A 26,407-nucleotide genomic window follows, 5' to 3' on the forward strand; every position below is an offset into this window, starting at 1 on the left:
CGCACGAGTGCCCCGCATACCGGTGGTCACGCTGCGGCAGCCTTGAGGGAGGACGGGTGCGGGCGCCGGCACAGGAAAAGGCCCGACCGCTGGCGACGGGGGATGCACCAGCGATCGGGCTATGGCCAAGGGTAACAAGGTTGTCGGTTGTGTGGGGCCAAGTCCGGGGGGAAACAGGCAGGTTGGCCGATCATCGACCGCACGGGGGGTCGTAGCCCAGGCGCGGCAGGTACTCGTGCCAGCGCCCGGGGGTCAGGACGCCCCGGGTGACCGAGCAGATGTGCCGGATCGCGGTGCCGGCGTCCAGGCTCCACAGCCGGACCGTGTCGGTGCCGCTGGAGACGCCGAGGACGTGGCTCTTGGGGCTGAAGATGAGGAAGTTGCCGGTCTTGGCGTTGGGGCTCATCGACTGGCCGATGGGAGCCGCCGAGGCGGGATCGGTGACGTTCCACAGGCGGACCGTGTTGTCGTTGCCGCCGCTGGCCAGGGTGCCGCCGCCGGCGCCGAACGTCAGGGACGTGACCGCCTCGGTGTGGCCGGTGAGCGGTTTGCCCAGGAGTTCGGCGCGTGCGGGGTCGGCGGTGTTCCAGAGGCGGACCGTGTCGTCGTCGCTGCCGCTGGCCAGGGTGTGGCCGTGCGGGGCGAAGGCGAGCGCGTTGACCGGGCCGGAGTGCTCGGCGAGGGGCCTGCCCAGTCGGCGGGTGTGCGCGGGGTCGGTCACGTCCCACAGCCGGATCGTGCTGTCCGCGCTGCCGCTGGCCAGGGTGTGGCCGTCCGGGCTGAAGGCGAGGCTGTCGATGTAGCCCCGGTGGCCGGTGAGCGGCCTGCCGAGCGGGGCCGGGCGGCCCGGGTCGGTCACGTCCCACAGCTGGACGGTGCGGTCGTCGTAGGCGGTGGCCAGGGTGCGGCCGTCCGGGCTGTAGGCCAGCGCGTCGGGGCCCATGAAGCGGGTGCGCAGGCGCAGCGGCGGGCCGTCGGCGACGGGGTGGGCGGGGTCGGTGACGTTCCACAGATGGACGGTCCGGACGCCGGTGAGGACGGCGAGTGTGCGGCCGTCGGGGGAGAACACCAGGGAGCGCTGGTCGCCGTCGGCCCGCATGAACGGCTCGCCGAGCAGGACGGGCCGGCCGGGCCGCGTCACGTTCCACAGCCGCAGCCTGCCGTCCCGGGCGGCTGTGGCCAGCACCCGGCCGTCCGGGCGGAACGCTCCGCTCCGGCCGACCATGTCCGAGGTCGGGACCGACCACAGGCGCACCTTGCCGTCCCCGCTGCCGGTGGCGAGGGTCCGGCCGTCCGGGCGGAACCCCAGGGCGTACATCTCGCCGCTGCTGCCCGCGAGCGGCTCGCCGACCTGGGACGGCGAGTCCGGGTCGCTGACGTTCCACAGGCTCGCCGTGCTGTCCGCGCTCGCGGCGGCGAGCCGGCCGCCGTCCGGGCTGAACGCCACCGACCAGACCGGGCCGGTGTGGCCCGTCAGCGGCGAACCGACCGCCCTGGCGCGGGCGGGGTCGGTGACGTCCCACAGCCGGATGGTGTCGTCCGCGCTGCCGCTGGCCAGGGTGCGGCCGTCGGGGCCGAAGGCCACCGAGTGCACGAGGTCCGTGTGCCCCCGCAGGGTCCTGACCGGCTGGGGCCGGCGGGGAGCGGAGACGTCCCACAGCCGGATCGTGTCGTCGTCGCCGCCCGTCGCGAGCGTCCGCCCGTCCGGGCCGAACGCCACACAGCGCACCGCGGCGCTGTGCCCCCGCAGGGTGGCGAGGGCGCCGGGCCTGCGCGGGTCGGTGACGTCCCACAGCCGCACGGTGCGGTCCTCGCCGGCCGTGGCCAGCGTGCGTCCGTCGGGACTGAAGGCGACCAGGTAGATCGTGCCCTGGTGACCGGTGAGCGGTTCGCCCAGCGGGCGGGCGTGCGCGGGGTCGGTGACGTCCCAGAGCCGGAGTGTGCCGTCGTCGCCGGCACTGGCCAGGGTGCGGCCGTCCGGGCTGAAGACGGCACTGCTGACCCAGCTGGTGTGGCCGGTCAGGGGTGTGCCGAGCGGGGCGGGGCGGTGCGGGTCGGTCACGTCCCACAGCCGGATGGTGCGGTCGTAGCTGGCCGTCGCCAGCGTGTTGCCGTCCGGGCTGAAGGAGGTGAGGTAGACGGCGCCGGTGTGGCCGGACAGCGGGGTGGCCAGCGGCGCGTTCACGATCGAGATCAGGCGGCTGTACGTGCCCTCGTCGCCGGGGCGCAGCTGGTGCGCGACCAGGTCGAGCTGGGCGGCCAGGGACGGATCGGTGTGCTGGACCCGGTCGGCCTCGGCGAGCACCTGCGCGAACACGGCGTCGTCGCGCTGCTTCCAGGCGATCACCGCCGTGCCGGCCGCGAGCACGGCCAGTGCCACCAGCGCCGCCACCGCGGCCCGGCTCAGCCACACCGAGCGCTTGCGCAGCCGTACCGAGGCGGCCAGGAACTCCACCGCGCTACGGGTCAGATAGGTGTCCCCGGCCGACCTCGCCCAGCCGCGGGCCTGCTCCAGCCGCGACCCCCGGTACAGCAGCGAGCTGTCGCGGCCCGAGTCCTCCCAGGCCCGGCCGTCCTCCTCCAGGCGCTGGCGCAGCAGATGGTCGCCCCGGCCCTCGTCGATCCAGTGCCGCAGCCGGGGCCAGGCGTGCAGCAGCGCCTCGTGGGTGATCTCCACGGTGTCCGCGTCCAGCGTCACCAGCCGGGCCCGCACCAGGGCCTCCAGCGACTCCTCCGTCTTGCCGGGGTCCGACGACTCCTGCGCCAGCTGCCGCCGGGTGCCGCGCCGGCGCGTGGCCTGGGTGTCCTCGCCCAGCCGGACGAGCCGCAGCAGGAGCAGCCGGGCGGCGGCACGGGCCGCCGGGTCCAGACCGGACCAGGCGCGCTCGGCGGTCGCCGCGACCGCGCCCTGGATGCCGCCCGCCGCGCGGTAGCCGGCCAGGGTCAGCCGGCCGGCCTTGCGGCGCTGCCAGGTGGCCAGCAGGGCGTGGGAGAGCAGCGGGAGCACGCCCGCGTCGTGCGCGCCGCGCGGGCCGTCGGCGCTCACCTCGCGCACGATCAGCTCGGCGAGGCCCGGCTCCAGTTCCAGTCCCACGGCCTTGGCCGGACCGGTCACCGCCTCGCGCAGTTCGGTGCCGGTCAGCGGGCCGAGGACCATGTGCCGGTGCTGGAGCGCGTCGGCGAGTTCCGGGTGGTCGAGGCACTGTTCGTAGAAGTCGGCGCGGATGCCGAGGACGACCCGGACGGGTGCGGGGCCCGCGGCGCCGGCGGGCGGGGTGCAGGCGGTGTGCAGGAAGTGGATGAAGACGCGCCGGTCGGCCTCGTCGGCGCAGAGGGTGAACGCCTCCTCGAACTGGTCCACGATGACGACCGGCCGGTCGTCGGGGCCCGTCGCGCGGTCCGCCCAGGCCGCGACCGCCGCACGCACGGCCCGGGCGATGTGGGGGGTGTCGCAGCCCGGAAGTGCCGGGTTCCGCGCGGCCTCCCGCTCGGCCCTGCGGGCGTCGTCGGCGACGGCGGCGAGCTCGGGGACACGGCGGACCAGCTCACCCAGCGGATCGGCACCCGGGACGAACTGGAGGACGGGGCCGGGCGGGTCGGCGGGGTGGTCGGCGGGGTCGCCGGTGGGGTGGTCGCCGGTGCGGTTGGCGGGGGCGTCGGCGGAGCGGCCGGCCGGGGGGCCCGCGGGGTGGGTGGCGGAGCGGTCGGCCGGGGGCGGCGGTGCGGCGGGCGGGGCGGGGGCCCCGGTGGGTGCCTGCTCGTGCCGGGAAGGGACCGTCTCGTGCCGGGAAGGGACCGCCGGCCCGTCGGCTCCCGGCTCCCTGGCGCTCGCGCCCGTGTCCGCGCCGGCGTCCCCGGTCCCGCCATGAGCCCCCGCACCCACGCTCCCCGCCCCGCCGTGCGCCCCCGTGTCCAGGGCCCCGCCGCGGATCGCCGGGACCAGGCCCGCGTTCAGCAGGGACGACTTCCCGGCTCCCGAGGCGCCGACCAGCATGACCAGCCCACCGGACCGCTCGGCCGCGCGGAGCTGGGCGACGAGGGCCCTCGTGCTCCGCTCCCGGCCGAAGAACCACCGGGCGTCCTCCCGCCGGTACGGGGCCAGCCCCCGGTACGGACACACGCCGCCGGCGACGGGCGGGGCCTGGGCCGGTGGCCGCCGGTTCTCCTGCGAGGGCGGCGCGGGCCGGTCGCCGGCCGGTCCGGCCACCGCCAGCTCCCACAGCCGCTGCCAGTGGGCGAGGTCGTACAGGCCGGCGGAGACCGGGGCGGGACGCAGCCGCCGCGCCTCCGGGATCAGGATCTGCAGGACCGCCGCGAGGGCGGCGAACTGGGCCGGTACGTTCCTGGCCCGGCGCCAGTCGCTGATCCGCTGCGCGGACACCCGGACCGGCCGGCCGCGTTCGTCGACCCGCTGGAGCCGCGCGACCGCTTCCGAGACGCTCTTCAGGGGAGGGTTTCCGGCCTCCCTGTACAGCAGCGCGAGGCGCTCGGCGAAGGCTGTGCGTGCCCCTGAGTCGGAACTCAAGGTCCCACCCCTTACTCTCCCTCGCGAGTGACGTCCGGACCGGAAAACTCACCTTATACGCCTGACCTGCGGTTAAGGGCCGGACCGGAGACCGGCACCTCCTCCGCGAGGGCGACAGATGGCAGGATCCGAACCCGGTAGCGGACCCGTCACACACCGTCCGGACAGGCCACCGGCCCAGCGCTCGGAGAGACAGCCCATGGCACCGAACGTTCTCGGTCAAAGTCGGCCGCTTCCCCTCGCGCCGCGCCGGCCCGCGCCGATCCGCGCGCAGCCCCGGAAACCGTCCCCGTTCTTCGACCCGCGCCGCCCCGCCGACTTGGCGCGGGTCGACGGCCCCGCACCGTTCGGCACCGGTCCCCACGAGGGGAGGGACCGGTGCCGGGCGGGCGGGAACCCGGCCATATGACGGCACGCCGACTGCGTTCCGGTTCGCCCGCCTCCGGCTCCGGTGGCCCGGTTCACGAGGGGCGCGGCCGGGCAGTGACGTCCTGAGGACCGCCTGGAGGTCACCGCCCCCCGACTGGAGGACAGATGAAGGTCTCCGTCGACCGCTCCCTGTGCTACGGCTCCGCCGAGTGCGCGCACCGGGCGCCGGCCGTGTTCGCGTTCGAGGACGGCTACGGCGTCGTACGGCCCCGAGGCGCGGACGCGACCGAGGACGCGCGGGTCCGGGAGGCGGTCCTGGAGGCCGCCGAGAAGTGCCCGTCGCAGGCGATCGTCCTCAGCGAGTAGTCACCGGGCGGCACGGACGTCCTCACCGAGCGGCGGAAGGATCCGGTGGGTAGCTCCAGCCGAAGGCGGCGAGCGCGCGCGCCCGGGCCTCCGCCACGGCCATGCGGGCCGCCCGCTCGGCGGGGTCGGCGTGGGCCGCCCGCCCCGTGACCTGCCCCTCCCACTTGCGGTACAGCAGACCGGGCTCCGCACAGAACCAGCCGCGGCTCACCGCGTCCAGCGCCAGCAGCAGACCGGTGTCCTCCGAGGCCGGCAGCGCCATCCAGCCGCCCAGCGCGGTGAGCAGCTCCCGCCGTACGCACAGGCCCGCCGGGTGGACCGGGGCCAGGAAGTCGTTCCGCTTCCAGTGGTCGAGGACGGTACCGCGCTCGATCGGGCCCTCGTCGGGATCGCCGGGGAAGGCGGCCGTGGAGCCGTCGGGCAGCAGGTCCAGGACGCGGCACGTCGTCCAGCCGACGGTGTGGTCCGCCTCCAGCACGGCCAGATCGCGGGCGAGCGCGCCCGGCGTGAGCTGGTCGTCGGCGTCCAGGACCTTGACGTAGGCGCCCTGGGCGCGCGCCAGCGCGATCGTCCGGGCGACCCCGGGCCCGCCGGGCCGGCCCTGGCGGAAGCTCACGCGGGCGTCGTCGGGGACGTACGGGCGGACCGCGTCCGTCGTGCCGTCCTCCTGGACGACCCACTCCCACTCCCAGCCGGCGGGCAGCCGCTGCGCGCACAGCGACGCGTACGCGTCCGCCAGGAACCGGGCGGACGGGCCGTGGACAGCGGTGACTACGGTGACGCGCCGGTTCACGGCAGCGCTCACCACCTTTCCGTCGGGTGCGGGTCGTTGCCGTACGAGGATGACCTACCGGGAAAAGCGCGAGACCCCCGGCCGAACCCGGCCGGGGGTCTGTTCGTGTCGACTGGTGCGTACGCAAGTCGCCGTGCGGTCGAGACGTTGCGGTACTGCGGTGGGGGAGGGATCAGCAGTCGAGGGAGTCCGAGAGGTGCTGGTCGTGGGACCTGGCGTCCGTCTGCTCCGGTACCCGCGGCTGCGATTCCGTCTGTGTTCCGTCGAGGGGGCGGTGCCGGCAGCTCGGTGTCTTGCCGTGGGCCTCCGCCCGGATCCGCTGCTTCATCGTGGGGGGCAGGGCCCTGGTTTCTGACCAGGCCCGCTGGCGCATCGCCGGGATCGTCGGGATGGTGCGGTGCGCGGTGCCGGTGTCGGTGCTCGGGGTCTCGGTCCGGGGTGCGGCCGCGGTGGCGGTCGTGGTGGTGGCGGAGACGAGTCCGAGCGCCGTGCACAGCGCGAGGAAGGCGGTGACGATGGCGGTCCACAGCTTCATGACCTTGTTCTGGGCGGTCATGGCCCCTCACTTTCGGGTTGGGCGATTTGCGTACTTTGCTCATGATGTGTATGTGGGCCGGGAAGTGGTGGACCGACGCCCGTGGCGCGTCGATGTTCAGATCAACACCACTCGGACGGGTGCACGGAGGCGGGGAATTCCCGCCGCGGCCGAGGCGGGAGCCGGGCCCCGACGCAGGTCACCGATCGATATCGGTCGGTGTGTATAGTCGGGCGCCAGAGGTCCCCTACGTCAAGGAAAGACGAGGTCGCGCGGTGAAGAAGCTGCTCCTGGTCGCACTGGCCGCCATCGGCGGGCTCCTCGTGTACCGCCAGATCCAGGCGGATCGCGCCGAGCAGGATCTGTGGACGGAGGCGACTGACTCCGTGCCCACGGGTTCGTGAGTCCCGATACCCGATCTGTACCGACCCCGGCCGCCTGCGCGGTCGGGGTTTCGCGTTCCCCGGCCGTGTCGCGCGGGCCCCTGCTCCGTGTTGCGGGGTCGCGGCGGGTGCGGTAGACGGGCGGGACGGCAGGGCCGGACGGTGCCGGGCGTTTCGGACGGGCGTACGCGTTGCCCGGATGGCGCAGCGGCGGCCGGGGCAGGATGGGTCTCGCGGTCCGCCTCTCCGGTGCGGCCGTCCGACGACTGGGGGTGTGGCGCGTGCGGGGCCGAGGGGGCGGTACGGCGGCGGGGGCCGACCCGGCCGGGAAGTGGCCGGCGGAGCCTCCGGCACGGACGCGGGCACGGCGGCGGGCCGCCGCCCGGGGTGCGGTGCTCGCCCTGCTGCCGGCACTGTCCGCGGTCCTCGCCCCGCCGACGCCCGCCCTCGCCCTGCCGGCCGCCGCCGGCACGCGCCCGGGGCCGTACGCCTTCGCCCCCGGCGCCCGGACCGTCGCGGGCACGGAGGGCACCGCGGACGCCGCACTGCTCGACCCACACCACACCTACCGCAGCTCCCTGCCCCGCGACGGCAGGCTCTACTACCGCCTGCGCCTGGCCGCCACGGACACGGCGTACGCCGCCGTCACCGCCGTACCACCGGCGGACGCCACCGTCTCCGCCACCGACGGCATCCGCGTCTCGCTGCGGGACGCGGACGGTGCCTCCTGCTCCTACGCCTCCGCCCGGATCGGCGCCGGGCTCAGCCCGCGCCCGGTCACGGCCCTGGCCCAGCGCGAGGCCGGCAAGGCGCTGTGCCAGGGCGGCGGGACCTACTACCTGCTCGTCGAACGCCTCGACGCCGAGGGATCCGGCGCGGCCGGGTCCCGGCCGTGGGACCTGGAGATCACCCCCGCAACGGAACCCCGTCTCGCCGCGGCCGGGCCCACCACCGCGCCGCGGACCTGGGACTCCGCCACGCCGGCACCCCTGACCGGGACCCCCCGGGACCGCTCCGGCGGCACCGGTTTCGCCACGGCGCGCCCGGTGGCACAAGGGGTCTGGCGCACCCGTCTGGTCCCCGGCGAGACCCGGTTCTACAAGGTGCCGCTGGACTGGGGCCGGCAACTGCACGCCTCCGCCGGCCTGGACGGCGTCCCGGGCCACGGCTATGTCGGCGGCGCCCTGAACCTCTCCGTCTACAACCCCGTCCGCGGCTACGTCGACGACGTCTCCGTCGGCTACACCGGTGCCCCGAAGTCCGCCGCGCTCGCACCGCTCCCGCCGGTGGAGTACACCAACCGGTACGCCGTTCCCGCCGGGGTGACCTCCGTCCGCTTCGCCGGTGCGTACTACCTCGTCCTGCACCTGAGCACGCACCTGGCCGGCACCTTCGGGCAGGGTCTGTTCGAGGTGACCCTGCGGGTCCGGGTCGGCGGGCGGCAGCAGGCGGGGCCCGCGTACGCCGGCCGGCCCCTGCCGGCCGGTGTCCTCACGGTCACCGACGAGGACCGGCGGGCTGCGCTGTCCGGGAACACCGGGGACGGGGCCGACGAGCGGGTGATGCGGCTGGTCGCCGTCGGCGGGATCGGCACGGGCACCGCGCTGCTGCTGGTCCTGGGCGGGTGGACGGTGGCGGCCCGGCGGGCTCACACCCGGGCCAGCGCCCAGAAGCCCACGGCGTAGCAGGCGAGCGCCAGCAGCAGCAGCGGGACCGCGGCCCTGGCCGGGGGACCGGGCCGGCGGGCGGCACGCCGGGCCCGGCGCCCGTGGGCGGCGGTTCGGGGGGCCGGTGGTGACGGCGGTGGAGCCTGCGGGTCGCGGGTGGTGTAGGCGGCGGTGGCGGTGTCGACACGGGGGTCCGGAACCGGGGCCGGGGCTGGGGGCGGCACGGGGACCGGGGGCGGGACCTGGTGGACCGGTGCCGGCTGGGGCGGCGGCAGGCGGAAGCTGCCCGTGTCCGAGAGGGAACCGGTGGAGGTGGGCGTCGAAGGCGCCCGCACCGCCGGGTCCGGGCCGCGGCCGGCCGGCCCACCGCCGGCACGCCCGGAGTCGCCGCTCCCGGCGGTATCCGGTGTCCCGCCCGACTCGCCCACCCCGCCAGGCGCCGGGTCCGGCGTCACACCGGAGGCCCGCCGGACAGGGCCGTCGGGACCGAACCCGGGGGGAAGCGGGCCGAGTTGGTCGAAGATCTCGATGAGTTCGTCGTCGGGACCCGGCTCCGGAAGGAGTTCGGCGGCGGCGGCGAGCGCCTTGCGCGCCCCCGTGGCGGTACGGAAGCGGTCCGCGGGATCGGGCTGGAGCAGGGAGGCGACGACCTGCCAGAGCGGTTCCGGAACTCCCTTGGGCGGGCCGGGCGTTCCGTGTTCCAGGAAGTACCGCACCAGCTCCTTGGCGTCGGGCTTGGCGCCTTCCAGGAGGTACAGGGTGACCAGGCCGACGGCGAACAGGTCGGCCGGGAAGTCGGGTTCGGCGCCCAGCATCTGCTCGGGGGCGAGGTAACCGGGCGTCCCCACCACCAGGTTGGTCTCCGTCAGCCGGGGTTCGCCGAGCCGCATCGCGATGCCGAAGTCGGACAGCCGCAGCCGGGGCCGGCCGGTGCCGGTGGCCTCCAGGAGCACGTTGGCGGGCTTGACGTCCCGGTGGACCACGCCCTCGGCGTGCACGGCCGCGAGCCCCGACAGCAACTGGTCCAGCAGCGTGCACACGAACGCGGGCGGCAGGGGGCCGTAGTCGCCGACCAGGTGGACCAGGGAGCCGCCGCCGACCAGGTCCATGGTGAACAGCACCTTGTCGTCGTCGGCGGCCCAGCTCGCCGGGGCGAGGACGTGCGGGTGGTCGATGCGCAGTGCCTGCTCGCGGACGAAGCGGAGCAGGGAGTGGGCGTCGCGCTGCTGGAGGACCTTGGCGGCCACGTACCGCCGGCGGCGGTGGTCCCAGGCACGCCACACGGCGCCCACACCACCGCGCCCGATCGGATCGGCCAGCTCGTACCGGCCGGCGAAGACCTCACCCATGGCAGCCGCCGCTCCTCCCCTGGTCCGACGAAGCCCCGCGCCACCGCGCCTCTGCCGTACGTGCCCCGCGTCCGGGCGGCCCGGACCCCCCGTCCCGGACCGGCCGCGCGGTCAGTTCTGGTGGGACTGGTAGTGCGCGACGGCGTCGGAGGTGCGGCCGGCGCCGTAGACGCGGAGGAACTCCGCGAGTTCGGGATGGCTCGGGGCGAGGGTGTCCGCGGCGTCGATGATGTCACCCGCGGCGGCCACCGAGCGGAGCAGCGACTGGATCTCGCGCACCACCCGCTTGACCGTGGGCGCACCCGAACTGTTCGTCGTGTGCGTGGTGTTGCTGAGCACGGAGCCCCCCTGCGACTTCTTGATCTCGTCCATCCGCTCGGTCGCCTCGGCGGCGCTGACGCTGCCGTCCGCGACCTGGGACGCCAGTTCCTGCAGCAGCTGCACCCGCTGGACCACCGCCGGATTGCCGATCTTCGCGCGCTGGCCGCTCATCAGCTGCGAGAGCATGGGCGCGGACAGGCCCAGGACCGCCGCGAGCCGGGCCTGGTTCAGCCCGAGATCGTCGATGAGCTTACGGAAGAGCGCCCCCAACGGCTCCCCGTACCAGTTCCGCTGCAGCTCCCGCGCTCTGGCGGTGGCTTCCTGCTGTGCGGCGTCCATTGCGTCTCCCCATCGCTTCCCCTGAAAACCGCGGTTCGCTGTAGCGAACCACGTCGAGCATCTTACGGAGAGTGGTCATCCGCGGGGACCCCCAATCTTTTTGCGGGATACGGGGGGTGACCCGGTACTCTGGTCTGCGGCGCCCGCCGGAACGTGATCCGTCCGGCAGGCCGCTCCTTCCCGGGGCCTTAGCTCAGTTGGTAGAGCGCCGTCTTTGCATGGCGGATGTCAGGGGTTCGACTCCCCTAGGCTCCACCCCGAGAAATGCCCCCTGATCTGCTCGAACGCAGTGTCAGGGGGCATTTTCGCGCGCGCAGGGGAGGACCCTCCGGCCCGATCGATCACGGCCGGAGGGTCCCCTGGTTCCGCTGATGTGTGTGCGGGCCGCTCAGATCTCGTCGTCGCGGCCCGCGGCGTCGTCCTCCGCCTGTTTCGCCTGGACCTCGGGGTCCAGGGCCTGGGCTTCGCTGCCGTCCACGGACGTGATGCGCCCCTCGTCGGGAACCTCCGTCGCCGCGGGCGGCTCGACCAGCCAGTCCGGGTTGGCCTGCTTGTCCCACCACTTCCAGGCGGCGAAGGCGCCGCCCGCCAGGGCGGTCAGCACCACGACGGCCTTCAGGGCGCGACCGGTGCGGGACCGGCGCGCGTTGCGCCGGGCCAGCTTCTGGATGTCCCGGGCCGAGACCTGACCGCGCAGCGCGGCCAGTGCGGCGGCACCGCGCGCGGCCGCCTCGTCGCGGACCGGAGCGGTCGCGGCCACGGCCTGTTCGATCTTGGGACGCGAGTAGGCGGCGGCCTGCCGGGCCGCCTTGCGGGTGCGTTCGGCGGCTTCCTGCGCGGCCAGGTCCACCTTCGGCGGCACATGCGTGCGGGCCTGCTCCAGGCGCGGGGCGAGCCGGGCGTCGTACTGCACGCGGGCCTGTTCGGCGGCCTGCGACACCACGGGCGCCAGCCGTACGCGTGCCTCCTGCGCGTAGTACGCGGCACGCTCCTTGGCCGTGTCGGCGTAGGGCGCCACCACTTCCGCGGCGTGCAGCACGCTGTCCTTCGCCGAGCCGGTCGCGGCGCGCACGCTGTCGATGCGGGTCACGGGTTCCTCCTCCTCGGTGGCGTACGGTATTTCGACTTTCCACCCTTTTACGGATCATGCCTGCCCGCGGCCGCTGTGGCATGTGCGGGCGCGCATACGGGTGCCGATCGGCCCCCTCCGGCCCGATCCGAGGCGACGATCCGGGGCACCGGGGGGCTCGTGGTCGACATTGCCACGAATCACCGGCGCGCGCCGCCCGCCCGGCGGAAGTCACGGCCGCCCGGCGACGCGCGGACGGGACCGTGGAAGGATCGGAGGTGTGCGGCGGACGACGACGGAAGGCGGATCGTGGCCGAGCAGCTGTATGCCACCCTGAAGACCACCCTCGGCGACATCGAGGTGCGACTCTTCCCCCTCCACGCCCCCGTCACGGTCAGGAACTTCGTCGAGCTCGCCCGGGGCGAACGCGAGTGGACACACCCGGGCACCGGTGAGAGGAGCAGGAACCCGCTCTACGACGGCACGGTCTTCCACTCCGTCATCAGCGGGTTCATGATCCAGGGCGGTGATCCCCTGGGCAACGGCCTCGGCGGCCCCGGTTACGGCTTCGAGGACGAGTGCCGGCCGGACCTGGCCTTCGACACCCCGTACCTGATGGCCATGGCCAACGCCGGGCCGGGCACCAACGGCTCGCAGTTCTTCATCACCGTCACCCCGAGCACCTGGCTGAACGGCAAGCGCACCATCTTCGGCGAGGTCACGGACCCGGCCTCCCAGAAAGTGGTCGACGCCATCGCGAACGTGCCGACCGGCCGCAACGACCGTCCGCTGACCGACGTCGTCCTCGAGACGGTGGTGGTGGAGACGCGCGAGGACTGAGGGGAACCAAACGCGCCGCTCGTCCGTAAGGATGGGCGGAGCAGGACCGTACCGCCAGGACGGACACGACGAGCAAGGGGATCTGATGGACCAGGCCGCAGGGAGCGCGCAGGACGCCGCCCGGAGCGTGCCCGTGTGCTACCGGCACCCGGACCGCGAGACCGGCGTGCGCTGCACCCGCTGTGACCGGCCCATCTGCCCGGAGTGCATGATCAGCGCCTCGGTCGGCTTCCAGTGCCCGGACTGCGTCCGCGAGGGCTCGGGCACGGGGCACGCACCGGCGGCGTCCCGGCCGCGCACGGTCGCCGGGGGCACGGTCACGGCCGATCCCCGCCTGCTCACCAAGATCCTGATCGGGATCAACCTCGCGGTGTTCATCGCCGTCCAGGCCGACCGGTCCCTCCTGGACCACCTGGTGCTCTACGGCGCCTGGCCGCCGAAGCCGTTCGCGCCGACCTCGGGCGTCGCCGGAGGCGAGTGGTACCGCTTCGTGACGTCGATGTTCGCGCACGAGGAGTACTGGCACGTCGGCTTCAACATGCTGAGCCTGTGGTGGATCGGCGGCCCGCTGGAAGCGGCCCTCGGCCGGGCCCGCTATCTGGCGGTCTACTTCGTCTCCGGGCTGGCCGGCGGCGCGCTGACCTATCTGCTCACCGCCCCGCAGACCGCCTCGCTCGGCGCCTCGGGCGCGATCTTCGGGCTCTTCGGCGCGACCGCCGTGCTGATGCGCCGGCTCAACTACGACATGCGGCCGGTCATCGCGCTGCTGGTGATCAACCTGATCTTCACCTTCAACCCGAGCATGAACATCGCCTGGCAGGCGCACATCGGCGGGCTCGTCGCCGGTGTCGTGACCGGGTACGCGATGGTCCACGCCCCGCGCGAGAAGCGGGCGCTGGTGCAGTACGGCACGTGTGCCGTCGTCCTGGTGCTGGCGGTGGCGCTGGCCCTGGTCAGGACCGCTCAGCTCACCTGATACCGAACCGTTGTCCACAGGCTGTGGCGGATCTTGTGCACGGTGTGCGGACACAGGTGCGCCCCCTGTCGCTCGGATGTGTTTCCGCAGGTCGGACAGGGGGCGAACAGATGTATGGGGATCGGTCGGCCAGTCACACCGGCGTCAACGCCCGATGAGTTATCCACAGATCGTAGTTTCTTTTCCCCAGGGGATTGTGGACAGCACCCCTGGCCTGTGGATAACTCGGCGGATAGCCCTGGGCAGAGCTACTTCCACTGCGTGGAGACACCGAAGCCGGCGGCGATGAAGCCGAAGCCGACGACGATGTTCCAGTTGTCCAGGCTGTCGACCGGCAGCGAGCCGTCGGTCACGTAGAAGACGACGATCCAGGCCAGGCCGATCAGGAACATGGCCAGCATCACGGGCGCGACCCACGCGCGGTTCGTGAGCTTGATGGCCTGTGCCTGCTTCGCCACCGGCGGCGTGTAGTCGGCCTTCTTGCGGATACGTGACTTCGGCACGAGGGTCTCTCCTGTCGATGCGCTGCGTGGCCGCGCAGGTAACTGGGTCGGGCTCGGGGCAGCGTACAAGGGGCCAACATGACGACTCTGTGTGCTCCCCCGGGCGTCCGTTAGCGTAGTGCTTCCGTGGCGCCGAAGGAGATAAGGGTACGTTGAGCAATTCTGCCGACTCCCCCGGGACGGGATCAACGGGTCCGGACCCCGTCCGCCGGCCGCGTGTGCGGCCCGTGCGGATCCTCACGGCTGCCGTCTTCGCGCTCGCCGGGCTGATCTTCTTCACCAGCTTCGACACGGCCAAGGGCACCGACATCCGTCAGGACGGCTCCCTGCTGAAGCTGTCCGACCTGATCCAGCAGCGCAGCCGCAAGAACAAGGAGCTGGACGAGTCCAACGCGACCCTGCGCGACAGCGTGGAGTCGCTGGCCGAGAACGACGACGGCAGCACCAAGGCCGAGGACGAGAACCTGGGCCGGCTGGAGAAGAGCGCGGGCACCCGGAAGCTGACCGGCAAGGCCGTCACCGTCACCCTGAACGACGCCCCGCCGGGCGCCACCGCCAAGCTCCCCGGCTATCCCGAGCCGCAGCCCGACTACCTGGTCATCCACCAGCAGGACCTCCAGGCCGTGGTGAACGCGCTGTGGCAGGGGGGCGCCCGGGGCATCAAGGTCATGGACCAGCGGCTGATCTCCACCAGCGCGGTGCGCTGCGTCGGCAACACCCTGATCCTCCAGGGCCGCGTCTACTCACCGCCGTACAAGATCACCGCGGTCGGGGACCCCGACCGGCTGAAGCAGGCGCTCGCCGCGAGCAAGGCCATCCAGACCTACATGGTCTACGTCAACGTCTACGGCCTCGGCTGGAAGGTCACCGACGACGGGACGGTGACGCTTCCCGGCTACTCCGGCACGGTGGACCTCCACTACGCGAAGCCGGTGGGGTAGACGTCCGTCCGGAAGCCGCCGGATGTGCGGGCCGAACGGGTGAAACGTCTGGTTCGCGTATCGGATCGACAAAGGCCCCTGCAAAACAGTCCCGCCCGATGTCGAGGGGATCGACCCTGTTCCCCGTACGTCCGGGTACACGCCTGGACTCCGCACAGCCCGTGGAGGCAGGCGAACCGAGGGCTCCGCGCCGTTAGTCTGGTGACGTACGGCGTGTGTCTGGTGCCGTAGCGGATACGGAAGGGACGGCAGGGGACGGCATGTACGGCTGGATCTGGCGGCATCTGCCGGGCAACGCGTGGGTGAGGGCCCTGATCTCCCTCGTACTGATCCTGGCCGTGGTCTACGTCCTGTTCCAGTACGTCTTCCCGTGGGCCGAGCCGCTGCTGCCCTTCAACGATGTGACGGTGGACAACCAGTGAGTGCGCGGATTCTCGTCGTCGACAACTACGACAGCTTCGTCTTCAACCTCGTCCAGTACCTGTACCAGCTGGGCGCGGAGTGTGAGGTGCTGCGCAACGACGAGGTGTCGACCTCGCACGCGCAGGACGGCTTCGACGGCGTGCTCCTCTCGCCCGGGCCCGGGACGCCGGAGGAGGCGGGCGTGTGCGTGGACATGGTCCGGCACTGCGCGGCCACCGGGGTGCCGGTCTTCGGCGTGTGCCTCGGCATGCAGTCGATGCAGGTGGCGTACGGCGGTGTGGTCGACCGGGCGCCCGAGCTGCTGCACGGCAAGACCTCGCCGGTCGAGCACGAGGGCAAGGGCGTCTTCGCGGGCCTGCCCTCCCCCTTCACGGCGACCCGCTACCACTCCCTGGCCGCCGAACCGGCCACGGTCCCGGCGGAGCTGGAAGTGACCGCCCGCACGCACGACGGCATCATCATGGGCCTGCGCCACCGGGAACTCCCGGTGGAGGGCGTGCAGTTCCACCCCGAATCGGTGCTGACCGAGCACGGGCACCGGATGCTGGCCAACTGGCTGGCGGAGTGCGGCGACCAGGGTGCCGTGGCGAGATCGGCGGGGCTCGCCCCGGTGGTGGGCAGGGCCACGGCGTGACCGCGCTGCGCCCCGAGCGCGAGGACTTGTACGACGGCGACAGACCGTACGAGTCCTCCGGCGGTGCGCTGCCGTACGAGTCCTCCCGTGGCACGCGGCCGTACGCCGGGCGGCGACAGGACCCGCCGACGGCTCCGATGCCCCGGCTGACGGAGCAGGACCTCGCGGCAGCCCCGCCGCGCGCCGACGAGGAGACGATGGCGCTGCGGATCCCGCGGCCGGGTACAGGGGCCTCTGGAGCCTTGCCGGCCGCCGCGGGCTCCCCGGCCGCGCCGGGCGGCCGTGCGGCCCGGAGAAAGGCCGCCAAGCGGCGTGGAGGGCGGCACGGCGGTCCACGGGACACCCGCGAGCCGGCGACTCCCGCGACGGGCCGGGACCCGCAGCGGCCCCTGAGCCGGGTGGAGGCCCGGCGGCAGGCCCGGCTGCGCAGGCCGAGCCCGGCGACCGTCGCCAGCCGGGCGATCGGCGAGGTGTTCATCACCACCGGCGTCCTGATGCTGCTGTTCGTCACCTACCAGCTGTGGTGGACCAACGTCCGCGCGCACGCGCAGGCCGGCAGCGAGACGCACCAGCTCCAGGACGACTGGGCCAACGGCAGGCGCAATCCGGGCGCCTTCGAGCCGGGGCAGGGCTTCGCCATCCTGCACATCCCGAAGCTGGACGTGGTCGCGCCCATCGCGGAGGGCGTCAGCAACAAGAGGGTGCTCGACAAGGGCATGGTGGGGCACTACGGCGAGGCCCCGCTGAAGACGGCGATGCCCGATGCCAGGACCGGCAACTTCGGCCTCGCCGCGCACCGCAACACGCACGGCGAGCCGTTCCGGTACATCAACAGGCTCAAGGCCGGGGACGCCGTCGTGGTCGAGACACAGGACACCTACTTCGTGTACAAGGTGACCTCGATGCTTCCGGTGACGCCGCCGTCCAACACCAGTGTGCTGGACCCGGTCCCGCCGGGCTCCGGCTTCACCCGGCCCGGCCGCTACATCACCCTCACCACCTGCACACCGGAGTTCACCAGCAAGTACCGGTTGATCGTCTGGGGCAAGATGGTCCAGGAACGCCCGCGCAGCAAGGGCAAGCCGGACGCGCTCATCGAGTAGGGCTCACCGAGCAAGGGCGCTCATCGACCAAGGGCAGAGGACACAGTGGCAGCGACCGCCGACGAGACCGAAGAGACCACGGACGCGTCCGAACCGGTTCCGGATCCGGCTCCGCGCCGGCGCCCCGGCCGGATCGCCCTGGCGGTCAGCGTCTTCGGGGAACTCCTCATCACGGCGGGCGTGCTGCTCGGCCTGTTCGTCGTCTACTCGCTGTGGTGGACGAACGTGATAGCGGACCGCAAGGCGGACCGGCAGGCCGACAAGGTGCGCGAGCACTGGGCCGAGCAGCGGACCGGTCCCGGCGCGCTCGACACCAAGGACGGCATCGGGTTCCTGCACGTGCCGGCGATGCGGAACGGCGAGGTGCTGGTCGAGAAGGGCACGGGCACGGACGTCCTCGACGACGGTGTGGCCGGCTACTACACGGACCCGGTCAAGGCCACGCTGCCCACCACCGGCAAGGCGGGCAACTTCGCGCTCGCCGCCCACCGGGACGGGCACGGCGCGAAGTTCCACAACATCGACAAGGTGCGGAAGGGCGACCCGATCGTCTTCGAGACGCGGGACGACTGGTACGTCTACAAGGTCTACTCGGTCCTGCCCGAGACCTCGAAGTACAACGTCAAGGTCCTCTCCGCCGTCCCCCGGGAGTCCGGCAGGAAGAAGCCGGGCCACTACATCACCCTGACGACCTGCACCCCCGTCTACACCTCCCGCTACCGGTACGTGGTGTGGGGGGAGCTGGTCCGCGTGGAGAAGGTGGACGCCGACCGCACTCTGCCGAGGGAACTGCGCTGAGCGTGCGCGTGGGCCCCTGCCGGGATGTCCCGGCAGGGGCCCACGTGTGTGCGGGGTGCGTCAGCCGATGCCGCCGCCGAAGAAGCCGCCGCCGCCGTTGTCGCCGCCGCCGTTGTTGCCGCCGTTGTTGCCGCCCGGGCCCCCGACGGTGACCAGGTTGATCGCGGTGCCCTTGTCGACCGGGTTGCCCTGGCCGGGGTCCGACGTGAACACGATGGCGTTGTCGTCCTGCGAGCCGGTGATGTTGCCGACCACCAGGCCCGCCTGTTCGATCAGCTTCCGGGCGTCCTTCAGCTTCTGCCCCTGAACGTTGGGCACCGGCACCTGGGTGTTCTGCGCCTTGCCCACGTTGATCGCGACCGGGGTGTTCTTCGAGACCTGCTGGCCCGCCGGCGGGTTGGTGTTCTGGACCTTGCCGTCCTGGGCCGGGTCGCTGACCGGGGTGTCGTTGCAGGTCGGGGCGAGACCCTTGGCCTGGAGTTCGGCCTTCGCCTCGTCGCAGGACTTGCCGGTGACGTCGGGGACGGTGACCTTCTCCTCGGCCTTGGCGATGACGAGGGTGATCTCGGAGCCCTTCTGCCGCTGCTTGCCGCCGATCGGGTTCTGGTCGAGCACGGTGTTCGGGCTCTCCGTGGAGACACGGGCCTCCGTCTTCACCGAGAACTTGTAGTCGTCCCCCTCCAGCTTCGCCTTGGCGTCGTCGAGGCTGAGGCCGATGACGCTGGGCACGGTGACCTTGGGCGCGCCCGTGGACACCACCAGGTTGACGGTGCTGTTCTTGTCGACCTTCGTGCCCTCGTCCGGGTTCTGGGTGCACACGTTGCCCGTGGCCTGGTCCTCGCAGGCCTTCTTGGTGACGGTCACCTTGAGGTCGACGTTCTCGGCCATCTTGCGGGCCGTCTTCTCCGGCTGGCCCACGAACGCCGGCACGGGCACCTTGCCGTCGCCGCCCTTGTCGCCGAACGCGTACATGCCGATGAGGATCGCGCCGACCAGGACCAGCAGACCGGCGACCACCAGCAGGATCGTGGAGCTGTTGGACTTCTTCTGCTGGCGGCGGCGGTCCGGGCGCTCGTCGTAGCCGTAGCCGCCGTCGTCGGGGTTCATCGGCGGGAGCATGGTGGTCGCTCCCGCCGGCTCCGAGCGCAGGGCGGTCGTCGCCTGGTCGTCGGGGTAGCCGCCGTAGCCGACCGCGCCCATCGCGGCCGTGGCCGCGACCGGCTGGCCGTCCAGGCACGCCTCGATGTCGGCGCGCATCTCGTCGGCCGACTGGTAGCGGTAGTTGGGGTCCTTGACCAGCGCCTTGAGGACGATCGCGTCCATCTCGGGCGTGATCTCGGGGTCGAAGACCGACGGGGCCTGCGGCTCCTCCCGGACGTGCTGGTAGGCCACGGCGACCGGGGAGTCGCCCACGAAGGGCGGCCGTACCGTCAGCAGCTCGTAGAGGAGGCAGCCGGTCGAGTAGAGGTCCGACCGGGCGTCGACCTGCTCGCCCTTGGCCTGCTCCGGCGAGAGGTACTGGGCGGTGCCGATGACGGCCGCGGTCTGGGTCATGGTCATGCCGGCGTCGCCCATGGCGCGGGCGATGCCGAAGTCCATCACCTTGACCTGGCCGTTGCGGGTCAGCATGACGTTGGCCGGCTTGATGTCGCGGTGGACGATGCCGCTGCGGTGCGCGTACTCCAGGCCCTGGAGGATGCCGATGGTCATCTCCATGGCGCGCTCGGGCAGCAGCTTGCGGCCGGAGTGCAGCAGCTCACGCAGCGTGGAACCGTCGACGTACTCCATCACGATGTACGGGATGGAGACCCCGTCGATGTAGTCCTCGCCCGTGTCGTAGACCGCGACGATCGCGGGATGGTTGAGCGAGGCGGCCGACTGGGCCTCCCGGCGGAACCGGGCCTGGAAGGACGGATCGCGCGCGAGGTCCGCGCGCAGCGTCTTCACCGCCACGGTGCGGCCGAGCCGGGTGTCATGTGCGAGGTAGACCTCCGCCATGCCACCGCGGCCGAGCACCTGGCCCAGCTCGTACCGGCCGCCGAGGCGACGCGGCTCTTCCATAGCTACCTACCAGCCCTCTCCGTCGGTCTCGGCCGCGCACCCCTGTGCGCGGCCGAAGGCTGCCGTCCGGGCCTACCGTACCCGGCTCGTTCCGTGTGACCTGGCCAAGCCCGTAACCCGATACAGGACCGGTATCGCAACGTGCGGCGATGTGAAGGAGCTGTGAGCGGCCTCACTCCCGGTGGCCGACGGCGGTCACTTCTTGGAGTCGATGACCGCCTTCATGACGTTCTTCGCGATCGGCGCGGCCAGGCCGCCACCGGAGATGTCGTCGCGGTTGGCGCTCTCGTCCTCGATCACGACGGCCACGGCGACCGGCGAGCTGCCGTCGCTGAGCTTGGCGTAGGAGATGAACCAGGCGTACGGGTTCTCGCTGTTCTCGACGCCGTGCTGGGCGGTACCGGTCTTGCCGCCGACCGTGACGCCGTCGATCTTGGCCCGGGTGCCGGTGCCCTTCTCGACGACCGTCTGCATCATGTCCTGGAGGATCTGCGCGTTCTTCGGCGACAGCGGCCGGCTCAGCTCCTCCGGCTTGGTCGTGGCGACCGGGTCCAGGTTGGACGACTGGAGCGAGTCGACCATGTACGGCTTCATCAGCTTGCCGTCGTTGGCGACCGCGGAGGCGACCATGGCCATCTGGAGCGGGGTGGCGGCGGTGTTGTACTGGCCGATGGAGGACAGCGCGGTCTGCGACTGGTTCATGTCGTCCGAGAACACCGAGGCGCTGGAGCGGACCGGGGTGAACTGCTCGGCGTCGAAGCCGAACTTCTTCGCTTCCGCGAGCATCTTGTCGTTGCCGAGGTCGGCACCGATCTTGCCGAAGACGGTGTTGCAGGAGTACTGGAGCGCGACCCGCATGGTCGCGTTCTCGCACGGGATGTTGCCCTCGTTCTTCAGCTGGGTCGTGGTGCCCGGCATGGTCCACGGCAGCGGCGAGTCGGTCCGCTCGTCGGCCGAGGTGTACTTGCCGTTCTCCAGCGCCGCGGCGGCCGTGACCACCTTGAAGGTGGAGCCCGGCGGGTAGGTCTCGCGCAGCGCCCGGTTCAGCATCGGGTCGTTGGGGTTGTACTTCTTCTGGAGCTTCTTCCAGGCCGCGGCGTCGTCGTTGGTGTTGCCGGCGAACGACGAGGGGTCGTACGACGGGTAGGAGGCCAGCGCCAGTATCTTGCCGGTGGAGGGGTCGAGGGCGACGACCGCGCCCTTGCCGCCGCGCTGCTTGAGACCGTCGTACGCCGCCTTCTGCGCGGCGGCGTTGAGCGTGGTGACGACGTTGCCGCCCTGCTGCTCCTTGCCGGTGATCATGTCCAGCGTCTTGCGGAAGAACAGCCGGTCGTCGTCGCCGGTGAGGATGCCGTCCTCGATGGACTCCAGCTGGGTGGCGCCGAAGGCCTGCGAGGCGTAGCCGGTGACCGGCGCCCACATGGGGCCGTTCTTGTAGGTGCGCTTGTACTTCAGGTCGTTCAGACCGGTCTTGCTGGTCAGGGTGGACCCGGTGATCGGGTCGCCGCCGGACACGATGATGTCGCCGCGCGGGGTGGCGTAGCGGGCGATGGTGACACGGCGGTTGTTCGGGTCGTCCTTGAGCTTGTCGGCCCTGACGTACTGCAGGTAGTTGTCCCGCAGCAGCAGGGTGAGGACGAGGAGGCCACAGAAGATCGCGATCCGGCGCAGGGGCTTGTTCATGACGGGCGGACCACCTGGGTCATCTCGGCGTCGGGGTTGGCGGCGGGGGCGGGCGCCGGGCGGCGGGCGGTGTCGCTGATGCGGATCAGCACGCCGATCAGCGCCCAGTTGGCGATGACCGACGAACCACCGTAGGCGAGGAACGGCATCGTCATACCGGTCAGCGGGATGAGGCCCATCACACCGCCGGACACCACGAAGACCTGGAGCGCGAAGGCGCCGGACAGGCCGATGGCGAGCAGCTTGCCGAACGGGTCGCGGGCGGCGAGGGCGGTGCGTACGCCGCGCTCCACGATCAGGCCGTAGATCAGCAGGATCGCCATGATGCCCGCGAGGCCCAGCTCCTCGCCGAAGGTGGCCAGGATGAAGTCGGAGTTGGCGGCGAACCGGATCAGCTCGGAGTGGCCCTGGCCCCAGCCGGTGCCGAGGGTGCCGCCGGAGCCGAACGCCCACAGGGCCTGCTGGAGCTGGTCGGAGTGGACGCCGGCGACGCCGGGGGTGCGGCTGAGCGTGTACTCGCGCATCGGGTCGAGCCAGGCCTGCACACGGACCTTGATGTGCGGCTCGAAGCTGGCCACGCCGATGGCGCCGGCGACGGACATCAGCAGACCGAAGACGATCCAGCTGGTCCGCTCGGTGGCGACGTACAGCATGATCACGAACATGCCGAAGAACAGCAGCGACGTGCCGAGGTCGGTCTCGAAGACCAGGATGAGGATCGAGATCGCCCAGACGACGAGGATCGGGCCGAGGTCGCGGCCACGCGGCAGGTACAGGCCCATGAAGCGGCGGCTGGCGAGCGCGAGCGCGTCGCGCTTGACCATCAGGTAGCCGGCGAAGAACACCGCCAGCACGATCTTGGCGAACTCACCGGGCTGGATGGTGAAGCTGCCGATGGAGATCCAGATCTTGGCGCCGTACACGTCCGCGCCGAGGCCCGGGACCAGCGGCAGGAGCAGCAGGAACAGCGCGGCCACCATGGAGATGTAGGTGTAGCGCTGGAGCGTGCGGTGGTCCTTGAGGAAGATCAGCACCGCCACGAACAGCGCGATGCCCATCGCCGTGTAGATCAGCTGGTTGGTCGCCTTGCCGCCCGCGACGTGGATCTGCTGGAGCAGCTTGGACTGGTCCAGCCGCCAGATGCACACCAGCCCGAGTCCGTTGAGCAGGGTGGCGAGCGGCAGCAGCAGCGGGTCGGCGTACGGGGCGAACTTCCGTACGACGAGATGGGCGACGGCGGCCAGCAGACCGAGCCCGAGGCCGTAGCTCAGCAGGCCCGCGGGGACCTGGCCGTCGATGGCCAGGCCCACGTTCGCGTAGGCGAACACGGGGATGGCCACGGCGAAGACCAGCAGGGCCAGCTCGGTGTTGCGGCGGCTCGGCGCGCCGATCGCGCCGATCGTGGACGTGTGGTGCGTCGGCGAGTTCGTAGTACTGCTCATCGTGTGACAGGGCCTCTCACGGCTTGCCTACTGCTTACCGCACAGCGAGACGACCTTCTGCTCGTCCTCCGAGAGAGTGGGGCCGGGGCTGGGGGTCGCGGACGGGGTCGTGGACGGAGCCTTCGAAGGGGACGTCGGGGACGTCTTCGAGGCCGACGGGTTCGGGGTCGTGTTCGGCGTCGGGGAGGCCTTGACGAAGGCGGTCTGCGTGGTGGTGCCCGTGGACGTGCCGGTCCCCGTGGACGTGCCGGTCTTGTCCTTGCCGTTCTTCGCGTTGTTCCGCGCGCGCTCGGCCGCCTGGCGCTCGGCCTGCTTGTGGCAGGCGGACGCCTGTACGGCCAGCTCCTGGACCTTCGCCCGGGCCGCTTCCAGGCCGCCCTCCGCGATCGTCGCCTTCACCTGCTTCTGCTGGTACGGCGGCAGGTACTTGAGTTCGATCTCGGGGTGGTCCTTCTCCACCTTCGACAGCGATACCCAGGCCAGGTCCTGGCTGATCCCGCGGTACAGCGCGATGTGCTCGTCCTTGGCGCCGACGTAGTACTGGGTCTGCGTCCAGCGGTAGCCGCCGTACAGGCCGCCGCCGACGACGGCGAGGGCGAGGACGCCGTAGAACGAGGTCTTCAGCCATCTGCGCCGCTTGCGCGGCTTGGCGAAGTCGTCGTCGGAGTAGTCGCCGAAGCCGTCGGCCGGGATGTAGCCGGTGGTGTCGCCGGAGCCGGGCGGGCCGAACTCGCCGCCGCCGTGTCCCTGGCCCTGGCGGCCCAGGTGGGAGGCGCGGCCCGCCGGGGTCTGCATGATGCCGTTGTCGTGCAGGTGGTGCTGGTTCTCGGCGACGGCGCCGACGACGACGGGCTGGTCGGACAGCTGGCCGGCGAGGGTGTCACCGGTGTCCAGGTCGAGCACGTCGGCGACGATCACCGTGATGTTGTCGGGGCCGCCGCCGCGCAGCGCGAGCTGGATCAGCTCCTGCACGGTCTCCTGCGGGCCCTGGTAGCTGGCGAGGGTCTCCTCCATCGTCTGGTGGGAGACCACGCCGGACAGGCCGTCGGAACAGATCAGGTAGCGGTCGCCGGCCCGGACCTCGCGGATCGACAGGTCGGGCTCCACGTGGTCGCCGCTGCCGAGGGCGCGCATCAGCAGCGAGCGCTGCGGGTGGGTCGTGGCCTCTTCCTCGGTGATCCGGCCCTCGTCCACGAGCCGCTGCACCCAGGTGTGGTCCTGGGTGATCTGGGTCAGCACACCGTCACGGAGCAGGTACGCGCGGGAGTCGCCGACGTGCACGAGACCGAGCCGCTGGCCGGTCCACAGCAGCGCGGTGAGGGTCGTCCCCATGCCTTCGAGCTGGGGGTCCTCCTCCACCATGGCGCGCAGCTGGTCGTTGGCGCGCTGCACGGCCACGCCGAGGGAGGTGAGGATGTCGGAGCCGGGCACGTCGTCGTCGAGCGTGACCAGGGTGGAGATGACCTCGGAGGAGGCGACCTCGCCCGCCGCCTGGCCGCCCATGCCGTCGGCGATGGCGAGCAGGCGCGGGCCGGCGTAACCGGAGTCCTCGTTGCCCTCCCGGATCATGCCCTTGTGCGATCCGGCGGCGAAGCGCAGTGACAGACTCATGCGCACCTCGCCCGTCGGCTCCGAATGCAGCCGGTCGTGTCGAGCCACACTGCCCACCCTCCGGTCGGGAGCGCGCCGGAGACCGGGTTGCGGCCTGCCGCTGCGTGCTCGCTCCGCTCGCGCTCATTCATGACGTAGCACTACTTCCGCAGCTCGATCGCGGTCTTGCCGATGCGGATCGGCGCGCCCAGCGGGATCGGTGTGGGGGTCGTCAGCCGGGACCGGTCCAGGTAGGTGCCGTTGGTGGAACCGAGGTCCTCGATGATCCACTGGCCGTCACGGTCCGGGTAGATCCTCGCATGGCGGCTGGAGGCGTAGTCGTCGTCCAGCACGATCGTCGAGTCGTGCGCCCGGCCCAGGGTGATCGTCTGGCCCTGCAGCGCGACGGTGGTGCCGGTGAGGGTGCCCTCCGTCACGACCAGCTTGCTGGGGGCGTTGCGGCCGCGCCGGCCGCCGCCGCCCTGCTGGCCGCGCTGCGGCGGGGGCGCGGCCTGCTGCCGGGTCTGCTGCCGGCCCGGCTGCTGCGGCCGGGCCGCCTCCCTACGCGATCCGCGCTGGGTGACGCGCGTACCGAACAGGTCGCTCCGGATGACCTGCACGGCCACGATCACGAACAGCCACAGTACGGCCAGGAAACCCAGCCGCATGACCGTGAGGGTCAGCTCTGACATTGCCCCCGCTTCACCCTTCGGCTTGCCTATAGATAACGGTGGTGCTGCCCACGACGATCCGCGAGCCGTCGCGGAGCGTAGCGCGGGTGGTGTGCTGCCCGTCCACCACGATGCCGTTGGTGGAACCGAGATCCTGGATCGTCGAGGGCGTTCCGGTCCGGATCTCGCAGTGCCGGCGGGACACGCCGGGGTCGTCGATCCGCACGTCGGCGTCGGTGCTGCGGCCCAGCACCAGCGTCGGGCGGGAGATCTGGTGGCGGGTGCCGTTGATCTCGATCCAGTAGCGGGTGCGCGCGCCGCTCATCGGGGCCGCGGCCGGCCGCTGCGTGGCGGGCTGCGGATAACCGTACCCGCCGGGGCGGGTGCCGGGCGGCGGCGCGGACGGCATCGGGGGCGCGCCGGCGGGCGGGGCGGGCTGCGGGTAGCCGTAGCCGCCGGGGGCGCCCGCCGCGGGGCGGCCGGCCGCCGGGGCGCCGGGAGCCTGCGGGGCCCCTTGCTGGTCGCTGGAGGAGGCGAGGGTGCGCGAGCGCACCCGGTACAGACCGGTGTCCAGGTCGTCGGCCTTCTCCAGGTTGACCTTGATCGGGCCCATGAACGTGTAGCGCTGCTGCTTGGCGTAGTCGCGCACCATGCCGGCCAGCTCGTCGCCGAGCTGCCCGGAGTAGGGGCTGAGGCGCTCGTAGTCCGGCGCGCTCAGCTCCACGATGAAGTCGTTGGGCACGACGGTCCGGTCACGGTTCCAGATGGTGGCGTTGTTGTCGCACTCCCGCTGGAGCGCTCCGGCGATCTCCACGGGCTGGACCTCGGACTTGAAGACCTTGGCGAAGGTGCCGTTCACCAGACCTTCGAGACGCTGCTCGAACTTCTTCAGGACTCCCATGGGGCACCTCCTCCGTCCCTGCCGTCGTCTTGCCTGCTCTGTGCCGCTGCCTTGCCGGGTACTGCGGGTACTGCTCACTGATCGTATCTACGCGCCCGCCAATCAGCCGGTTCCCCCAGCGGCTG

Annotated in this window: 23 protein-coding genes, 1 tRNA gene and 1 pseudogene; 12 read left to right on the forward strand and 13 right to left on the reverse strand. The window is 72.1% G+C overall.

Annotated features, from left to right (window positions below):
• Nucleotides 1-190 precede the first annotated feature (190 nt).
• Nucleotides 191-4,525, reverse strand: coding sequence for a WD40 repeat domain-containing protein (locus tag AB0946_RS09055; protein WP_366759915.1), 4,335 nt, complete (start codon nt 4,523-4,525; stop codon nt 191-193).
• Between the two features lie 534 nt (nt 4,526-5,059).
• Here AB0946_RS09055 and AB0946_RS09060 point away from each other — a divergent pair.
• Nucleotides 5,060-5,260, forward strand: coding sequence for a ferredoxin (locus AB0946_RS09060; protein ID WP_366759916.1), 201 nt, complete (start codon nt 5,060-5,062; stop codon nt 5,258-5,260).
• Nucleotides 5,261-5,282: 22 nt separating this feature from the next.
• Here AB0946_RS09060 and AB0946_RS09065 read toward each other — a convergent pair whose 3' ends face one another.
• Together AB0946_RS09065 and AB0946_RS09070 are read right to left on the reverse strand one after the other, a co-directional pair.
• The gene (locus AB0946_RS09065) at nt 5,283-6,065 is read right to left on the reverse strand and encodes a glycosyltransferase (protein ID WP_366759917.1); all 783 of its coding nucleotides are present in this window, start codon (nt 6,063-6,065) and stop codon (nt 5,283-5,285) included.
• Between the two features lie 160 nt (nt 6,066-6,225).
• Entirely contained in the window at nt 6,226-6,609 is a 384-nt protein-coding gene (locus tag AB0946_RS09070) for a DUF6344 domain-containing protein (RefSeq protein WP_366759918.1), read from the reverse strand.
• Nucleotides 6,610-6,863: 254 nt separating this feature from the next.
• Here AB0946_RS09070 and AB0946_RS09075 point away from each other — a divergent pair, with 254 nt between their 5' ends.
• Together AB0946_RS09075 and AB0946_RS09080 are read left to right on the forward strand one after the other, a co-directional pair.
• Nucleotides 6,864-6,992 carry a DLW-39 family protein gene (locus tag AB0946_RS09075; RefSeq protein WP_003999697.1) on the forward strand — a complete coding sequence of 43 codons (129 nt, stop codon included), beginning with the start codon at nt 6,864-6,866 and terminating at the stop codon, nt 6,990-6,992.
• A 260-nt stretch (nt 6,993-7,252) separates the two neighbouring features.
• Nucleotides 7,253-8,656, forward strand: a complete 1,404-nt coding sequence (locus tag AB0946_RS09080) for a hypothetical protein (protein ID WP_366759919.1) — start codon at nt 7,253-7,255, stop codon at nt 8,654-8,656.
• On the opposite strand, the gene AB0946_RS09085 is transcribed toward AB0946_RS09080, so the two are convergent.
• Both AB0946_RS09085 and AB0946_RS09090 read right to left on the reverse strand, forming a co-directional pair.
• On the reverse strand, nt 8,620-9,987 hold the full coding sequence (locus AB0946_RS09085; RefSeq protein ID WP_366759920.1) for a serine/threonine-protein kinase: 1,368 nt from the start codon (nt 9,985-9,987) through the stop codon (nt 8,620-8,622). The genes AB0946_RS09080 and AB0946_RS09085 overlap by 37 nt on opposite strands.
• A gap of 111 nt (nt 9,988-10,098) precedes the next feature.
• Nucleotides 10,099-10,647 (reverse strand): DNA-binding protein, encoded by a 549-nt coding sequence (locus tag AB0946_RS09090; RefSeq protein ID WP_030982183.1) that lies wholly within the window; start codon nt 10,645-10,647, stop codon nt 10,099-10,101.
• 182 nt (nt 10,648-10,829) lie between these two features.
• Here AB0946_RS09090 and AB0946_RS09095 point away from each other — a divergent pair.
• Nucleotides 10,830-10,902, forward strand: a tRNA-Ala gene (locus tag AB0946_RS09095).
• 133 nt (nt 10,903-11,035) lie between these two features.
• Here the strand turns inward: AB0946_RS09095 and AB0946_RS09100 are convergent.
• The gene (locus AB0946_RS09100; RefSeq protein WP_366759921.1) at nt 11,036-11,737 is read right to left on the reverse strand and encodes a DUF5324 family protein; all 702 of its coding nucleotides are present in this window, start codon (nt 11,735-11,737) and stop codon (nt 11,036-11,038) included.
• Between the two features lie 288 nt (nt 11,738-12,025).
• Here AB0946_RS09100 and AB0946_RS09105 point away from each other — a divergent pair, with 288 nt between their 5' ends.
• Nucleotides 12,026-12,556 (forward strand): peptidylprolyl isomerase, encoded by a 531-nt coding sequence (locus AB0946_RS09105; RefSeq protein WP_366759922.1) that lies wholly within the window; start codon nt 12,026-12,028, stop codon nt 12,554-12,556.
• A gap of 85 nt (nt 12,557-12,641) precedes the next feature.
• Entirely contained in the window at nt 12,642-13,532 is an 891-nt protein-coding gene (locus tag AB0946_RS09110) for a rhomboid family intramembrane serine protease (protein ID WP_366759923.1), read from the forward strand.
• Between the two features lie 248 nt (nt 13,533-13,780).
• Here the strand turns inward: AB0946_RS09110 and crgA are convergent, their stop codons facing one another.
• Entirely contained in the window at nt 13,781-14,035 is a 255-nt protein-coding gene (gene crgA, locus AB0946_RS09115) for a cell division protein CrgA (protein WP_366759924.1), read from the reverse strand.
• Between the two features lie 152 nt (nt 14,036-14,187).
• On the opposite strand from crgA, the gene AB0946_RS09120 reads away from it, so the two are divergent.
• From AB0946_RS09120 to AB0946_RS09145, 6 genes and pseudogenes are all read left to right on the forward strand, one after another.
• The gene (locus AB0946_RS09120) at nt 14,188-14,976 is read left to right on the forward strand and encodes a DUF881 domain-containing protein (protein ID WP_366759925.1); all 789 of its coding nucleotides are present in this window, start codon (nt 14,188-14,190) and stop codon (nt 14,974-14,976) included.
• 49 nt (nt 14,977-15,025) lie between these two features.
• Nucleotides 15,026-15,173 (forward strand): annotated as a pseudogene (locus tag AB0946_RS09125) (class E sortase); the annotation flags it as partial.
• A 63-nt stretch (nt 15,174-15,236) separates the two neighbouring features.
• Nucleotides 15,237-15,398, forward strand: a complete 162-nt coding sequence (locus AB0946_RS09130; RefSeq protein ID WP_103813562.1) for a hypothetical protein — start codon at nt 15,237-15,239, stop codon at nt 15,396-15,398.
• Nucleotides 15,395-16,033, forward strand: a complete 639-nt coding sequence (locus AB0946_RS09135; protein ID WP_358635832.1) for an aminodeoxychorismate/anthranilate synthase component II — start codon at nt 15,395-15,397, stop codon at nt 16,031-16,033. The genes AB0946_RS09130 and AB0946_RS09135 overlap by 4 nt, the downstream gene beginning before the upstream one ends.
• The gene (locus AB0946_RS09140) at nt 16,030-17,136 is read left to right on the forward strand and encodes a class E sortase (protein WP_366759926.1); all 1,107 of its coding nucleotides are present in this window, start codon (nt 16,030-16,032) and stop codon (nt 17,134-17,136) included. The genes AB0946_RS09135 and AB0946_RS09140 overlap by 4 nt, the downstream gene beginning before the upstream one ends.
• 45 nt (nt 17,137-17,181) lie before the next feature.
• A complete protein-coding gene (locus AB0946_RS09145; RefSeq protein ID WP_366759927.1) occupies nt 17,182-17,934 on the forward strand; it encodes a class E sortase in 753 nt (250 codons plus the stop codon).
• A 60-nt stretch (nt 17,935-17,994) separates the two neighbouring features.
• Here AB0946_RS09145 and pknB read toward each other — a convergent pair whose 3' ends face one another.
• From pknB to AB0946_RS09175, 6 genes are all read right to left on the reverse strand, one after another.
• Nucleotides 17,995-19,995, reverse strand: a complete 2,001-nt coding sequence (pknB, locus tag AB0946_RS09150) for a Stk1 family PASTA domain-containing Ser/Thr kinase (RefSeq protein WP_366759928.1) — start codon at nt 19,993-19,995, stop codon at nt 17,995-17,997.
• 195 nt (nt 19,996-20,190) lie between these two features.
• The gene (locus AB0946_RS09155; RefSeq protein WP_366759929.1) at nt 20,191-21,678 is read right to left on the reverse strand and encodes a penicillin-binding protein 2; all 1,488 of its coding nucleotides are present in this window, start codon (nt 21,676-21,678) and stop codon (nt 20,191-20,193) included.
• Nucleotides 21,675-23,120, reverse strand: coding sequence for an FtsW/RodA/SpoVE family cell cycle protein (locus AB0946_RS09160; protein ID WP_366759930.1), 1,446 nt, complete (start codon nt 23,118-23,120; stop codon nt 21,675-21,677). Before AB0946_RS09160 ends, AB0946_RS09155 begins: the two co-directional genes overlap by 4 nt.
• 27 nt (nt 23,121-23,147) lie before the next feature.
• Nucleotides 23,148-24,731 (reverse strand): Stp1/IreP family PP2C-type Ser/Thr phosphatase, encoded by a 1,584-nt coding sequence (locus AB0946_RS09165; RefSeq protein WP_366759931.1) that lies wholly within the window; start codon nt 24,729-24,731, stop codon nt 23,148-23,150.
• A gap of 140 nt (nt 24,732-24,871) precedes the next feature.
• A complete protein-coding gene (locus AB0946_RS09170; RefSeq protein ID WP_366759932.1) occupies nt 24,872-25,402 on the reverse strand; it encodes an FHA domain-containing protein in 531 nt (176 codons plus the stop codon).
• Nucleotides 25,403-25,412: 10 nt separating this feature from the next.
• A complete protein-coding gene (locus tag AB0946_RS09175) occupies nt 25,413-26,282 on the reverse strand; it encodes a DUF3662 and FHA domain-containing protein (protein WP_366759933.1) in 870 nt (289 codons plus the stop codon).
• Nucleotides 26,283-26,407 lie beyond the last annotated feature (125 nt).

Source organism: Streptomyces sp. NPDC046870, assembly GCF_040704595.1.
Classification (GTDB): Bacteria; Actinomycetota; Actinomycetes; order Streptomycetales; family Streptomycetaceae; genus Streptomyces; species Streptomyces argyrophylli.